The organism is Vibrio rhodolitus (assembly GCF_003350325.1).
Lineage (GTDB): Bacteria > Pseudomonadota > Gammaproteobacteria > Enterobacterales > Vibrionaceae > Vibrio > Vibrio rhodolitus.
In genome coordinates this window covers 427,276-442,422 of record NZ_QLYZ01000001.1, presented here as the reverse complement: position 1 = coordinate 442,422, position 15,147 = coordinate 427,276, and the positions used below count along the sequence as shown (strand labels likewise).

Annotated in this window: 14 protein-coding genes; 1 reads left to right on the top strand and 13 read right to left on the bottom strand. The window is 45.7% G+C overall.

Going from position 1 to position 15,147, the window contains the following annotated elements; translation table 11 throughout:
- Window positions 1-29 precede the first annotated feature (29 nt).
- Window positions 30-284: a DUF3297 family protein gene (locus tag DPF93_RS01965; RefSeq protein ID WP_114764526.1), complete on the bottom strand. Its 255-nt coding sequence runs from the start codon at window positions 282-284 to the stop codon at window positions 30-32.
- A gap of 241 nt (window positions 285-525) precedes the next feature.
- Here DPF93_RS01965 and DPF93_RS21500 point away from each other — a divergent pair, with 241 nt between their 5' ends.
- Window positions 526-657 (top strand): hypothetical protein, encoded by a 132-nt coding sequence (locus tag DPF93_RS21500; RefSeq protein ID WP_279628038.1) that lies wholly within the window; start codon window positions 526-528, stop codon window positions 655-657.
- Window positions 658-737: 80 nt separating this feature from the next.
- On the opposite strand, the gene DPF93_RS01960 is transcribed toward DPF93_RS21500, so the two are convergent.
- The 12 genes from DPF93_RS01960 to DPF93_RS01905 all read right to left on the bottom strand — a co-directional run bounded on the left by DPF93_RS01960 (window position 738) and on the right by DPF93_RS01905 (window position 15,132).
- Window positions 738-1,376: a sugar transferase gene (locus tag DPF93_RS01960; RefSeq protein ID WP_114764525.1), complete on the bottom strand. Its 639-nt coding sequence runs from the start codon at window positions 1,374-1,376 to the stop codon at window positions 738-740.
- Window positions 1,377-1,387: 11 nt separating this feature from the next.
- Window positions 1,388-2,569, bottom strand: a complete 1,182-nt coding sequence (locus tag DPF93_RS01955) for a glycosyltransferase family 2 protein (RefSeq protein ID WP_114764524.1) — start codon at window positions 2,567-2,569, stop codon at window positions 1,388-1,390.
- A 2-nt stretch (window positions 2,570-2,571) separates the two neighbouring features.
- Complete coding sequence (locus DPF93_RS01950) at window positions 2,572-3,732, bottom strand: glycosyltransferase (protein WP_114764523.1); 1,161 nt, start codon at window positions 3,730-3,732, stop codon at window positions 2,572-2,574.
- A gap of 102 nt (window positions 3,733-3,834) precedes the next feature.
- Complete coding sequence (locus DPF93_RS01945) at window positions 3,835-5,274, bottom strand: GumC family protein (protein WP_114764522.1); 1,440 nt, start codon at window positions 5,272-5,274, stop codon at window positions 3,835-3,837.
- Window positions 5,271-6,398: a glycosyltransferase family protein gene (locus DPF93_RS01940; RefSeq protein ID WP_114764521.1), complete on the bottom strand. Its 1,128-nt coding sequence runs from the start codon at window positions 6,396-6,398 to the stop codon at window positions 5,271-5,273. The genes DPF93_RS01945 and DPF93_RS01940 overlap by 4 nt, the downstream gene beginning before the upstream one ends.
- Window position 6,399: 1 nt before the next feature.
- Window positions 6,400-7,107: an acyltransferase gene (locus DPF93_RS01935; RefSeq protein ID WP_114764520.1), complete on the bottom strand. Its 708-nt coding sequence runs from the start codon at window positions 7,105-7,107 to the stop codon at window positions 6,400-6,402.
- A gap of 85 nt (window positions 7,108-7,192) precedes the next feature.
- A complete protein-coding gene (locus DPF93_RS01930) occupies window positions 7,193-8,593 on the bottom strand; it encodes an O-antigen ligase family protein (protein ID WP_114764519.1) in 1,401 nt (466 codons plus the stop codon).
- Window positions 8,590-10,041, bottom strand: coding sequence for a lipopolysaccharide biosynthesis protein (locus DPF93_RS01925; RefSeq protein WP_208638744.1), 1,452 nt, complete (start codon window positions 10,039-10,041; stop codon window positions 8,590-8,592). Before DPF93_RS01925 ends, DPF93_RS01930 begins: the two co-directional genes overlap by 4 nt.
- Complete coding sequence (locus DPF93_RS01920) at window positions 10,038-11,237, bottom strand: glycosyltransferase family 4 protein (protein WP_114764518.1); 1,200 nt, start codon at window positions 11,235-11,237, stop codon at window positions 10,038-10,040. Before DPF93_RS01920 ends, DPF93_RS01925 begins: the two co-directional genes overlap by 4 nt.
- Window positions 11,209-12,441 (bottom strand): glycosyltransferase, encoded by a 1,233-nt coding sequence (locus DPF93_RS01915; protein ID WP_114764517.1) that lies wholly within the window; start codon window positions 12,439-12,441, stop codon window positions 11,209-11,211. The genes DPF93_RS01920 and DPF93_RS01915 overlap by 29 nt, the downstream gene beginning before the upstream one ends.
- 140 nt (window positions 12,442-12,581) lie before the next feature.
- On the bottom strand, window positions 12,582-13,604 hold the full coding sequence (locus DPF93_RS01910) for a glycosyltransferase family 4 protein (RefSeq protein ID WP_114764516.1): 1,023 nt from the start codon (window positions 13,602-13,604) through the stop codon (window positions 12,582-12,584).
- Window positions 13,582-15,132, bottom strand: coding sequence for a sigma-54-dependent transcriptional regulator (locus DPF93_RS01905; protein ID WP_114764515.1), 1,551 nt, complete (start codon window positions 15,130-15,132; stop codon window positions 13,582-13,584). Before DPF93_RS01905 ends, DPF93_RS01910 begins: the two co-directional genes overlap by 23 nt.
- Window positions 15,133-15,147 lie beyond the last annotated feature (15 nt).

The window sequence follows — 15,147 nt, the reverse complement described above, 5'->3', positions numbered from 1 at the left end:
AAAGCCGAGCTTTTCAATTTGGTCTATCGCTAAGCTTCAACGTAGTACGCTTCAACCGTGCCTTTTAGAGTGATCAGCATTGGTTGACCACGGCGGTCTAGTGCTTTAGGCGATGCAATTTTGATCCAGCCTTCGCTAACGCAGTACTCTTCAACATCAGTACGCTCTTTACCGTTGAAACGAATACCGATTTGGTGTTCAAAACATTCAGCCACGAAGAATGGGCTACGTGGGTTGCCTGATAGGTGATCTGGTAGCTCTGGTCTAGCTGTTGTATCGTTCATGTTTTTGACCTAGTGTCTTTAAAAAGTGCGTCATTGTAGTCAAAGGGCGCACTGTGCTCAAGAATGAATTTCATCAGAAAAACAATCAAGTGCTTGGTTAGTCGCTAGTTGTGCCTGCTTAAGTAGTGTTGAAGATTGCTTGTTTTTAAGTGTTTGGTAACCAAAACCAAATATTTTAGTTGTTAGAACTCAAGTTCAGTGGTATTTAATTCTATTAGATAAACAGTGAACTGGAAAATGAATGGACATAGTCTTTAGCTCTGATTGGGCAATCAATGTAGCTCAAATTGTATTGGTTAGCTGGGTAGTGCCATCTATCTTTGTGACGTTACTCTTCGCCATGATTATGGTGTATGTAAAACTGAAACGCTAAGCCAGTCAATATCCTGCTTCGCTGTCATTCAGCCAATTTGAAAGCCCGCATCTAGCGGGCTTTTGCTTTGGGAATCGCTGCTATTGACCTCGACCATTAAACATCACGACCACAGTTTGCGCGATGATGTTGAAATCCATCATGAGCCAAGATTTAGTCGAGCGAAGAGAGAGTGCGTAACAGTGGTCAAAACCGACTTTCTTGCGCACGTCGTCGATGCAAGTGTCATAGCCTTGGTTTACTTGCGCCAGCCCTGTAATACCTGGCATCACGCCATAGGTTCTGTCGGCAAAATATGGGATTTCATACTCTAGCTTGTTATAAAAAGAAGGGCGCTCAGGTCGAGGACCAATCAGCGACATCTCACCCTTTAAAACGTTAAACAGCTGCGGCAGTTCATCTAAACGCGTTTTTCGTAAAAAGCGACCGACAGGCGTAATTCTCGGGTCATTTTTACTCGCCCAGACAGCACCAGAGCGACTTTCTGCGTCTTGATACATAGTGCGAAACTTAATGATATCGAAGAATTCCATATGTTGAGGTGTCGATTTGCCCACTCGCTGCTGTTTATAGAAGACTGGACCTTTCGAGGTTAATTTGATGGCTAGTGCAATCAAAGGGAACACCGGCAAGAAAAGCAGCAAGGCAAAGCAAGCACCGAACAGGTCAAACAAGCGTTTTGCGAACCAAATAGGGTAGTTAGCAATAATGTGTGGCATGGTGATTCTCCTTAAACGCGTTCCCAGCGCCCATTTTCTAATCCAAATAAATATCTCAGACCGCCATATAAGTTGGCAAAGTGTCCTAAAACAAAGTAACTAATGACGCGAACCAAGCGCTGATTGAGCGTAGAAGGTGCAATCATTCCGGCTAATGCAATGGCGTAAAACATAATTTGACCGAGCGCTAAAGCCTGAAAAATTGGGTTAGACATTAGCGCAAGTGACGTGAACAAACAGATAAGCATTAAATAAGGGGTTAAAAGTCTGAGTGTTTTGCCTGACATAAAAGCGAAAGCGACAGCGCGATAACGTGGCAACAATAGTTTTGCGAGTATCACGATTTGCTGCATATTGCCGGCGGAAATTCGAATACGACGTTTAAAGTCAGCTCGTTGATTCGATGACTCAAGCTCAAGGGCAATAACCTTAGGCTCGTAGACCGCTGTGTGTCCGCGCTTGATAATTTGCATTGGCAAAACAAAATCATCATTAATGACATTACTTGCTAGCGGCTTAAATAGGTGGGTGCGAAAGAAATAGAGCGCGCCATGAGCACCGATGTTAGCGCCGATGTTGGCTTCGCCTTGTTGTAGCATGGTTTGGTAACGCCAGTAATCACGCTCACCTTGGTTGTTGGTATTGAGAATATGATATTGGCTATTTACTACGCCTACTTTTGGGTCGCTAAAGCGTTGCTCTGCCAGCAATAGCGCGTCAATCGAAATAAGTGCGGAAACGTCGCTAAGTGCGGTGATGTCACTATCAAGGGTTGTCATGATGTGGTTGATAAGCGCAACTTTGCCTCTGTTACTGTCAAATTTGATGATCTCAAAGTGGGTTTCACAACAGATTGCTTCTTGTATTGTTGCTTCTGCAATTTCGGCTGTGTCGTCGGCGCAACCGTCGCAAGCAATGATGACTTTAAACTTGTTTTTCGGGTAGTCGATGCAGGCAAGGTTACGAATTTTCTGCGCTATCCAATTCTGTTCATTGTACGCAGGTACCACAATGGTGACCGATGGTCGAAGCTTATCATCAGAGTTGGCTTGATAGGCGCGGTTTGCCTGTCTGTCTACCATCTTACTTGTTTTATTCGATGCGAACTTAAGCAGTAAGGGATAGCCCAAATGATGATAGATGATCAGCGCAGCCGAGACACAAAACATCGAGACCAATATTGGTTCTAGCATACTCATTCTCCTTTCTCTGCCAATTGACGGTAACGAGTGATCATGCAATCTAGCTCGTTATGAGTAAGAACAAATTGTCGAGGCTGAGGATAGTTAGGTAAGGATGTCAGTGTATGAATCGCATTTGCCAGAGCTTGCGGATTTTCCGCAGGAACAAGAAGGCTGCTGTGCGGGCACAGTGTTTCAGAGGTTGCGCCAACGTCCGTAGCGATGGTGGTGACGTTACAAGCCTGCGCTTCCAAAGTAGACAGCGGAAAGCCCTCGTTTCGTGATGGTAGACAAAACAGGTCGAGCGATTGATAAAAGCGTGGCATATCCTCAACTAAGCCAAGCCAGTGAACGCGTTTTTCAACACCAAGATTGTGCGCCAGTTCTTGCAGCTCTGTTAGTTGGCTACCGACGCCAGCAAAGGCGAGGTGAATATTGTCGTTTAATGCAGCCAAAGCATTAATAAGGACATCCTGTCCTTTGACGAACTCGAGACGACCCGCGCAGCCAATGAGGGTGGCGTCCGCAGGTAGCTTAAGTATTTGTCTAGCAAGAGTCTTGGATGCGGGTTTGAAGCGTTGGCAATCAATACCATTTTTGATAACAGTGAGATCTGCATAATCGAATCGACTAACGAGCTGCTTAGCGACAAAGTCTGCATCTGCCACAAGCCTTGGTTTAACAAGGTTAAGCGCAATGTTTTGAATGTTTGCGCGCTTGTTGTTATCGAGATGCCAACCATCATGTTCGGTGTGGATAATGGTATCGACCTTTGCAAGGCGTGCAGCGCTTCCTGCATAAAGTAAGGGACCAATATGATGAGTATGGACAACGGCTGGTTTTAAAATCGAAAACAGTCGCTTTAGTTGGCTAACCAAGCCCGGCGTGACGCCTTGTGCTTTGTTGAGAAACAACAGTTGATGGCTGTACTTGCTTAATCTGTCCCAGTGCTGTAGTGCTGGTAGTCTTTGCCCTTCAAGGCTAATAACCATACTTGGCTGGTCATCGGTCGCTTTTTCGAGCATTTCCAAAACCAAAGATTCAATGCCACCTGGTGCAAGATGCTGCACCACATGAATGGTCAGCTTTTTGTGCTTTGCTTGCTGATTCGCGCCAAACTCGTCGAAATGCGATGATGAAGAAGCATCATGTAGAATTTGATTATTTTGCTGCATAGAATTCTCCTGTTTAAAGCAGAATTGCATTTATGGTGCCAAAAAAATTATTATTTAAAATCAATGTTTTGTTGGTTGTTTATTGGTTTCTGGAGTCTTTTTTTATTTTGAGAATCGGTTTGAAATGCATGGGATTGCAGTGATCACTTGATACCCTGTTGAACGAGCTATTTGATCTGCGGTGCGTACCGCTGAGTTACTGAGTTCAAAGATAATGGCAAGACCAACGCCAAGCCCTAAGCCGCCAACTAATCCTGCAAGCACATAGATCATGGTAGGGAGGTTTGATGGCGTATTTGGTGTATAGGGTAAGTCAATGATTTTGACTCGCTTATTCTGTTCAAAGACACCGAGAGAGCCTGTTAGCTGCGCCATTTCGTAACGTTGTAACAACTCATCATAAAGTTGGCGCTTGAGTTTTGCATCGCGTTCTAAACGGCGCATGGTTTTAGCGGTATTACCAAAACTCTGTGCGTCCTGCTCTATCTGTTCAATCATACCGCGTAAGCTTTTGGTCTCTTCGCTTAACGATTCGTAGCGGCTTCTCACCAGCTGTAAGCTATGTAATTGTGTAACTAGCAGCGGCTGCACTTGGTTAAGGTCAGAAAAACTGCTGGTGCTGGCAATATCCCATAGTTGGTCGCTGCCGATATTAGGTTGCTCAACATCAAGAAGTAGATTACGTTCATTTTCAAGTCGATTTAATTCGCGCTTTTTCGCCTGAACGGCACTGTGGTTGTCGGTGTACTTGGCTTGCAACAGGGTTAACTGACTGCGAATTTCAATAATTTGATCTTCGATTTTGCCAATCACAGGGTTGGTTTTTGATAGCTGTTGATCAAGGGAACCAAGACTTTTCTCGACCCCAGCGAGTTCCGCTTCTTTCTCTGCGAGAGTTTGTTTGAGCATCGCTAGCTGCGTCAAACTTTGGCGCTGCATTTCCGGAGTGACCGCAAGATGCTTGTTACGAAAATCTGCTAACGCGTTTTCTGCTTGCTCCAGTTCTAGTCTGCGTTTGTTGATGTGGATATTGAGAAACTCACTTGAGTCTTTTATTGACGAGCGCTCTGGTGCCAAAAGCTGCTCGATAAAGTGTTCGCTAATTGAGGTGAGCAGTGCTTCGAGCCCTTCAGCTCGGGGAGCACGCAGTTCGATTTTTAGAAAGTCTTTGCCTTGTTGACTGACTGATAAGTTTTGAGAAAGTTGGTTTATTACCCACTCTTGCTCTTTACCTGACATTTGTTCGCTAATTAACCCTTGCTCTTTGGCGACTGAATGTAAGATATGCCGACTCTTCAACAAGGTAGTCAGATCGTTGAGGCGCTCTTTGAGCATGGTTGAAACTGCAATATCTTCCAAAAATGGATTCATTTTTGCGGTTTCTTGCACCAACATACTGGTGTGTGAAACGTAGACGGTCGGTGCCATTTTTGCGACTAAGATTCCCACAAAAGGAAAGATCAATGCAGGTAGCACAATGGCATAACGTTGTCGCCATGCTGCATTGAGAAGCTGAATTAGACGCATCGGCAGGCTATTCATAATAACTCCATGATCTGGCGAACCCATTCACTACGTGATCGCCAGCTTTCGTTATCAACAATGCCGCTCGGTAAACGCTGCTGTGTTTGCGGTAAATCGAGTGCCGAGCACATTTGCTCGCCGTCTTGCACCACCTTGATATAGCGACTGTAGGGCGTAAGTGCCGGAAAAGGAGTGGCGATGACCGATGCTCCCGCAGCTAAATATTCTCGCAATTTTAATGGGTTACACGCTTCAATTTGACGATTGAACTTAAATGGCAACAGGCTTGCCTGCCAGTGTTGGCTATAACTGGCCAGTTGGTGATGAGGTCTAGGTCCGAGATAGAAGACATTGTCACGCTTGGGTAGCGGATTATAGTTAAGCTCGTTTGGTCCGATAAAAACAAAGTCCCAATGTGGCATCTTGGCACAAACATAGTTAATTAAGTCGTAATCCAACCAATTAGACAAGCTGCCATAAAATCCTGCGATAGGTTTTGAGCGGCTAGGTAAGTCTTTGGCGCGTATCGTTGGGGTGGCGAAGAGATCAACGTCAACGCCATGAGGCAATAACATGGTTTTGCATCTTGGGAACATTTCTGCAATTTTTTCGCTGGCAGCAAACACGACATTCGCCTTGTCGACCAACTTTGCTTCGTGATCTCGAACCGTGTCGTGGTCGACGCCTGCAAGAGCAGAAAAATCATCGCCACAGTAATAGACAACTGCGCTTTCGTCTAAGTGCCCACACAGATCTGCCGCAGTCGGCAGTGAACTCCAAAGGATAGGCGATTCTACGCGATGTTTATGCAGAATTGGTTTGAGTTGCTTGAGCATCAAGTTACGCGCTAGTTTGCGGCTTAACTTGCTGCTAGGTGCTGGGATTGTGCGTAAATTGACGACCTCAATTGAACAGGTTTTCTCGCCACGTTTGCGAATGTTAGACAAATGAGGCTGCGCGATGTTGCTTGAAAACAACTTGCTAAATGCCCTAGCAACATCGTGTTTGCTCAAACGAGGTTGGCGCAGCCCAATAGAATTGACCCAGATGATTTTACCCATATTAGGCAAATTTTTAATTAAGTGCTGAGTACTTGAAGGAAGACCACCGAAGTCTTCGCCAAAAACGATCATATCACGCATGTTAAGACTCCTTTAGATGGCGCACGACTCGCGCAGGGTTGCCAACTGCAACGACAAAGTCGGGCAGATCATGAATCACGACACTACCCGTGCCAACGATGGTTCCGCGTCCTATGGTTACATTTGGGCACACAGTAACGTTGGTTCCGAGCCAAGCGTCTTGCTTGATATGTATATCGCCGACATCTTGATCAAGATCCGGCGCGCCTTGAGCGCGGGCAGTAGCGTCTAACGAGTGTCCTGAGTAGCCAAAAAGAAACACACCTCCGGCGAGACGTACGTTATCTTCGATGATGATTTGATTGCCAATCGCGAGCGTGTTTTGCCAACCAATATCTACATTGCGACCAATGGTTAAACGCGGTGAAGAGGATTGGCTTCGCCCTGTAAAGGTCGTTTGACCTGAGATGCGGCAATCATCCCCAATTGAGATGGTCAAAGGACCCGCCACAAAAGGCACACCACCATATAGATACAGTCGTTTACCACACTGGCTCAGGCGTCCTTTGAACGCTGGCGTGTGGATCAACAGACGCAGTAACGTCGTCAGCGTCGTTTGAACAAGCTGGTAGCTGTGGTGCATTAATAGATTAAACAATCGCGGAGTTGGAATTTCCTGTGCTCTTAATCGTTTGAGCCAATGGAATAAACGACGATATTTGGGATTAGGATGGTTTTGTAACCAAACTTTGAAAGTAGCAACTGACATAAGACCTCTCTTCAACATTCGATGTTGAAAGTTTTAATCAGTCTTACTGTTTCATATTGCGTGCCATATTATTTATCTTTAAAAATCAGATGCTTGAGTTTTCTTGAAATGGTTTCCTAGCGTGATTCTTGTTTTGAGAATCACTTTGAATCACTCGATGACAAGCAACAGTCAGCGCTGCAAGGATGTAGATTGGCCAATTGAATCCTTGAGTTAGGAAAGTTCCGGATACTATGGTGCCGACGATTCCAGAAAATACGGCGTAGGTGGTGGCATGAATATAAGGCGAGAAAGCTTCTGGTGTAGCGTCAATCAGTGCAATGCTCTTACGGCAGGTTTTCAATAAGCAAACGATAAAGCCAATAAAAATTATCAAACCGAGAAAGCCAGTTTCCGCAAGGACTCCAAACCAGGTGCTGTGAACGGCGTGATTGAGTCCGTCCCAATGAGGGCTATAGTAGAAGTAGTTAACGTAAAAGTTATCTAAGCCCACGCCGCTGATTGGACGCTCAAGAGCCATCTTAAACGCCGCTTCCCAGGCGTAGAGTCTACCCATAGCAGAGGCGTCCAAGCCTTCTTCGGCTGCACCGCCTGATTGTCGGTCAGAGATTCCCGCGACGGCAAACAGAGCCAAAGCGGCGACCACACCGATGCTGATCAACAAGGCTTTTGAGCGGATGTGTTTTAGCCCTAACATACCGAGTACGGCGACACAGCCTAATAACCCGCCGCGACTTTGTGTTGCGATAACGGCGATAAGTGCGGCTATTGAACAGATTATGCCAAGTACGCGCACAAAACCCAGAGACCTAGTCATACTCAGGCTGAGGGAGAATGCGAGTGGAAACATCAGCACTAGTGAGAGATCGTTTGGGTCGCCAAGCATAGAGCCAAAGTCTCGACCAATAGTTACGCGCGTTCCTTCAACCAAACCGATGCCGTTGACGGAATTACTAATCGCGACACCAGCAATCAAAAGCCCAGCAAACATGATAAGGATGGAAATTTTCTTCAGGCTGGAAACTGTGTTCACTAGCCAGCAGATCGCAAGTGACATCACCATGATTTTCCAATAGATATTTTTAAAGTATTCAATGGCAATGCCTCGATTGGCAGCAAAAACAATTCCTACAATCACAAGTAACCAAAAGGCACTCATCCAAGTGAGCACGGGATGCCAAAATGGTTTGAGTTGCTGACTAATGAGCATATGCCATCCCAGCGCAGCGAGCGAGCCTAATGACAGCAGTAACGGAATGCGCAGATTATAGAGTGAAGGAATCGCTTCGTGGATTCTGAAAAAAGAGAAAACGACAAATAGGCTTACCAGCCAAAACGTTTGGTTTACGACAAACAACGCACCCAACGGAAGCAAACAAAGTACCACCAAAAAGCGAGGGTCAGGCACAGTTAACCAACCAATCGCTAACAGCGCACAGGTGACTAAAATAACGGTAAGGTGTGAGTTCGGCGTGGCGTATCTCATAAGCTCAACCTTACTATCGCACGACGCAGATTTTGATATGGCAGTTTGAGTAAACCTAGGTGGTGAGCGGCGGCAACAAGCAATATAGTTTCCATTATGGCAATTAGAATTGAGGTTACGATCGTATCGCTCATCCAACTTGAAGCAATCAAAGTAAAGGTTAGCAAAAGATAGCAAGTAAGTTTGCCAAGTTGATAAGGTAGCGGACAGGATTTTTGGCTAAACGTTAATATGACCAAACAACGTGTTAGCTGCGCTAATGCCACTCCGCTACATACCGTCCAAAGCGCAAGGTTTGGAAATTGGAGTACCACTAGCCACACACAGCCAATCGCAATCGTAGTAGTGACCAGGTTTATTGAGAATAACTGAGAGGTTTTTTGCGCTTTGAGAATACCGATATTGACGATCTCTGCGAGCTCTTTGCACAGCATAGCAACCACAGCGAGCGCCAAAATGTCGCTAGCAAGTTGGTATTGGCTAGGAAGAAACAGCAGAATGAACAGCTTGCCTAGCCACGTTACCAGCAATGCCAACACACAGGCATAGACGATGCCGTATTGGCTGATGTAGCTGGTGGTCGTTTCTCCTTGATTTTGCCAATATTCAAAGCGCTTTGGCATCCACCACATATGAAAAGGCTGCAATAAAATTCCCATCGCGAGGGCAAACTTTATTGCGATTGCATATTGCGCTAACAGGGCTAAATCACCAGATTGTGCTAAAAGCCAACGTTCACCACCATTTAAACCAAATGCAACCAGCGCTGATAGCATAATCGGAAGGCAATAACGCAGGTAATGCTTCAACTGCTCCAAAGAAAGGGTTTGCCAGCTAAAGCGGTTATAGAAGTGGAGCAACCCCATCTGGACGAATGCGCAGAATACACCAACCGCGAGTACCGCAGTGACGCTGGGTATTATGCTGACCACAGCTAAAATCAAACCGACTTGCAGGCAAGTACAGATCAAGCTGATTTTAAAAAAGATGAGTGCTCTATTTTGTAGCCTCAACCACGCAAGACTTATTTCTAGTGAGCCTTGAATAGCGATTGCACTTGCCATCAGTACCAATTGGCTATCACTAAAGTTTTGCAGCTTAACTTCGCCGTTTGAAAATAGATTCATCGTCCAAAACAAGCCACTGACCATGATGATTAAACCACAAGAAAGCAGTAGGCTGGTGGTGTACAGCCGGCTTGTCATCGCTTTTTGCTCGTTTGCATCTTGAGTTGTCGCGATAAAGCGATAGAGATTTTCATGCATCGCCAGTGCGATAAGCAGCGAAAAGAAAATTTGCGTGACAGAGATAAGCTCCAATTGCCCAATTTGCTCGATGCTAAGAAAGTAGGTCATTACCGGCAAAGTGATTAAAGACGCGCCTCTTAGCAGCAGCAACGCGCTGCCGTAAAGTAGCATGTCGTGATATGGGCGACTGGTATGCTTCATAAGCTTTTCTTTACGTTATGCAGTGATGAACTATCGTTAGATAAAGTCGTCGCGGCGCAAGATACACTCTCTACAATGTGTTGGTAACAGTGTTCGGCGCAGTAGCGCTTGGCAACGTGGCTGGCGTGTCTTTGCATTGCTCTGCGCTCATTAGGGTTGAGCTGCAAAAATAGCAGTGTTTTGTAAAGCGCAGATTCATCTTTGGCGGTGTACTTCATGCAGTTTTTGCCGTGGACTAAGGTTTGATCCCAGTAGCTGCCATCTTGAGGAATCACCACGCACATGCCAGCGGCGAGCGCTTCTAGGATTGATAACCCAAACGGTTCATTTTCACTGGTTGAAACAAAAACACTGCAATCACTTCTTAATTGATCGAAATTGTAAGGGTCGTGAAACCAGTTGGTTAGTGGCAATGAAACTGGAGCTTTAGAAATACCAAGCTGAATATTTTTAGGTTCAATGTAGCAAATGTTACTTTTGATTGGATGATGGCGCTGAGCAAGTCGCACTGCGGTGATGTAACGCTCCAAACCTTTCCATTTAAGTAACGACGCTGCCCACAAAAACTTACCTTCACTCGTTTGGCTTTGTGTTGGCCAGTTCGCAGCGGAGATCCCGTTGACAAATGACGCAAAGCGGTCGGAATTTAGACATGTCTCTGAGACATATTCGTTATCTGTAATGTGGTAGCGTTTATCTAGGTAGCGGGCGAGAGCAAGCTTTAAACTCTGTTTGGTCGAGGGTAAGTAAAATACTTTGTGCGCGCGTGTTAAACACCAACCGATGGCAGCTGAAGCGGCGACATTGCCATGTATCAGTTGAATGATTGGTTTGTTGAATAAAAGATTGACCAAGTAAACTGGCATATCGATACCAGGACCTGAGGCGGCGATAAAACCGTGGGTTTGACGTCTAAACATCAAGCAAAGTAAGAGCATGATCGCGAAGTAAGCTTGGTTGAGCCAAAAGGCTAACCCATGTACTTGTCTGCTTAGCCATGGCAGCGAGTAAAGTCGAACAATATTCACACTTTGTTGTTTTGCCAGCTCACTCTCTTGCCAAAAATTAGCATCGACGGTCATTACCGTAAACCGAGTTGATTGTTTATCGCAAAGCGCAAGGATTTCACTGGTTGCGATTTTCGAGCCACCTTTAAACGGAATAGGATCAAAGATGATCTTGTGCTGTCGAACCATAGCGACCTCCCTTATTGCTTCTATCTGCTAGCGCAGTGCAAATAGGCTTTAAGCTGTCTCTAAGCGGCGGAAAATTCGTTTGCTCTTGTTCTTCTATGCGTTGGTAAAGTTGCTCGATTTCTTCCACGTAGCGCTCGACCGTAAAGCTGCGTTTCACATGGTCATGCGCCCGTTGGGCGATGGTTTGGCATTCCGAACGATGGCTTTGAATGCAGCGCATCATTTCAAGCATGGTGGCATAGCCGTTGTTAGCAAATAGAAGGGCGGTTTCACCATGTTGAACGATTTCTGGAATTCCCCCTTCAAAAGGAGCAATGATCGGGACATTGGCAACAGCCGCTTCTGTCACCACTAACCCAAAGGCTTCTTCTCGCGCGGCGCTGACAAAGGCGTCACATCCTTTTAACCAGCCGACGACGTTTGGCTGCTCACCGACAAAATGAACGTGCCCTTGGAGGTGAAGCTTGTCACAAGCGCGCAGTAAATTAGCTCTCTCTTCACCCTCGCCAATCACTACCAAGTGACTGTCTGGGTATTCCAATAATAAATGGCGTAAAGCCATCAAAATACGGTCGACGCCTTTACGGTGAATCAAAGAGCCGACGGTTGAATAGACAATCGCATTGTCATCAAGCTTAAGTCGTTGACGCACGTTAACCTGTGGTTGAGCTTCTAGCCTTGCGACATCAATGCCGTTATGCACGACCTTAATACGTGATTGTGGAAAGCCATCTCTTAGAATGTTTTGTGAGATTGCATTGCTCGCGGTAATGACATAAGGCGAGAGATGAATGCCTAGCGTTGCGCGGTCACGGCTAAGATAATCACTGTGCAAATGAGTGATCATTGGGCACTGGCACATGCGAGCAGCAAGCGACATCCATTGGCATGGGGCGGCACTGTTGACATGAACAAGGTCGATTTGGTTTAGCTGGATCAGGTTTTTGCCTTTGTTGACTAGATTAACCCAACTGTTGATATCGGCTTTGGGTGAGTGCCATCCAAGCAGAATTGGGAAGTTGTCGATGTGGTAGTCGACTTGCGCCTCCTCTAAGTGAGGGATGAGCATCGAGTTGTTTGTCCAGACGATGGGCTCGAACCGCTCACTATCAAGGTGGGTAATGAGGTCCAGCAAGCAACGTTCACTGCCACGAATCCAATCCTCGCCGTAATGCACGAATAGAATTTTTTTAACCTTGTTCATAAGCTAGCCTTTTGAGCGTTGGAGTATATGCATCAAGGTTTGCAAGCGTAGTGCCAGTTGTTGCTTGGTTTTAATTGTATGATTTTTATGAAGTAAATCTTGTTGTGAGTAATTTTCTCAAAATGAGAAGCACAATGAAGCTAAGAGACACCATATATCTTTAGCATTTTGGGAATAATCGCTTGTTGAGAATAGTGCTGGTGGATGGTTTGAGCGGCTTGTTGGCGGATTAAGCTCTGTTGCTCGATTGGAAGGTTTAACCAGTCGTCAAGGCAGGTCGCTAATTCAGATTCATTTTGCGCAATAAAGCCATTTTCTTGATGGCGAATAAGTTGTGGTAGTTCACCAACATTGGTGGCTATGACAACAATGCCTCTTGCCATAGCCTCCAAAGCGACCATGGGTAACCCTTCAAAATGAGAGCAAATAACCAAGACCGAAATTTTTGACCAACACCTATTCATCTCTTTTTGATGACCGTGAAACTGAACATTAGACGAACCCTCTTTGGCTAGGCTCTCTGCCAGAGGACCGGTGCCATAAAGATGAAAGCTTTGATGTGGAAATTTACTCGCGAGAGCTATAAATCGTTCGGGTGCTTTTTCCGGGCTTAAACGACCAACAAAAGCGAGTTGCTCGCCGCCTGATGAGGCGATATTGCGAGTGTCGATAAAGTTTTCCAGATAGATAGATGCGCTTGGCAATTTTTTACCAATCGCGTGACTGACCACAATGGCATGGTTTGCAACGGCGGCGGTTATTCTATCTAACCAGTCGTAAAGCTTTACCTTGCCCGTTGGTGTTTCGCCGGCATGAAAAGTGGAAATAAGCGGCACTCCCGTTGCTAACTTGGCACACTTACTTAACAGGTTCGCTTTATAACCGTGAGCATGAAGAGCGAGTGGCTTTTCACTTCTAATCAGCGAGATAAGCTTGCTAAGTGCTTGTGAGCTGTTTTCTGCGAGATATTGAAAGGGAATCGCGAGTTGATCGAGCTTTTCGCGTAGTGGTGTTTCTGGTTGGTAAGGAGTTATCAATAACACGCGGGTTGGTTGCTGGTGAACAAGCAAGCCAGTGGCGAGTTGGGCGACATACGTTTCTATGCCGCCAAACTGCCTGCTATCAATGATAAGCCAAATCTCATTGCACGAAGTTTTGCTCATCTTCGGCTTCCCAAGCCTGCTTTTTGCGGTACACGGTCGAAGGGCTAAGTTCTAGTAGTACTGCCGCGTTGATCACGTTGCCGTCACAGTATTCGATGGCTTGTTGAATGGCTTCTCTTTCGATTTGCCACATTGGGCGAATGACGACATCTTTACTGGTTGCAGCAGGGTTGGTAGCTAATGGAGTTGCTGCTAATTGACCAGTCTCAGTATGGTTTTCCTGATTGGTTGAAGCATTATTCACTTCATTGCTTGCTGCCAATTCACTACTTGCGGCTATCGAGGATTTCGATACGTGACCAACTGTTCCCATTGATGGCTGGGTTTGCTGTGCAGCTGTTGCTCTTTTAGCTGTTCGCTGCTGCGTTACTTGAGCAGGTAAATGTTCTGCTTTTAGTTTACTGTCTTCATTAAGGACCACGATGTTGCGAATGATATTTTGCAACTGACGAACATTACCGGGCCAGTTATAGCGTTTGAGTAAGCTCTCTGCATCTTTGGCGATGGTGCGGAATGACTTACCATCCTCCTTGGCATATTGCTGCAAGAAGTGTTTGGCCAAAACAGTGATGTCGTTGCCTCGTTCACGCAGTGGCGGCATTTCGATTGGAACAACATGAACGCGGTAGTAGAGATCTTCTCTAAAACGTCCTTCTTCGACTTCTTGTAGTGGGTCTCGGTTGGTGGCGCAAATGATACGAATATCAACCTTTTGTTCTTTGGATGCGCCAAGTGGTGTGAAGGTGCCTGTTTGCAAAAAACGCAGAAGCTTTTTCTGCATCTCTAAGTCCATCTCACACAGCTCATCAAGGAATAGGGTGCCGCCATCGGCTTGGCTTGCTGCACCTTTACGATCGGTGGTTGCGCCAGTAAATGCGCCTTTGACATGCCCAAAAATCTCACTTTCCATTAAATCTTTCGGGATTGCGCCACAGTTAATCGCGACAAAAGGTTTATCACCTCTGCGGCTCTCTTTATGAATGGCATTGGCACACACTTCTTTACCTGTACCACTCTCACCAATAATAAACACACTGGCTGAGGTAGGTGCCACCGAGTCGATAATTTTGTATAAACCTTGCATCGCAATGCTGCCGCCGATAAATCCACGGAAACGTTGGCGGTCAAACTTGTTCTGCATATCATCAACAAGGTTCTCAAGCTTGGTTCGCTGGAGGTGCAAATTGATCGAGGTTTTTAATCGGTCAGACTTGATGGGCTTTTCGAGAAAGTCTTTGGCACCTTTTTGCAGGAGTTGAACCGCAACATTGACTGAGCCATGCGCAGTCGCAACAATCACTGAAGTGCTCAATTGGTTTTCCACAATCCAATCGAGGATTTCTTCGCCATCCATATCGGGCAATTTTAGATCTAATATCACCAGTTCCGGCATGTTACGTTCGATAAACGCTTTTGCTTCCTGCCCGGTCTCAACATGAAAAAGATCATAAGGCTCATCTTTGACATACTGTTTGTACAGTATTGCCAGTGACGTTGAATCTTCTATCAGAAGCACTTTAGGTTTCATTAGATACATCCTTGT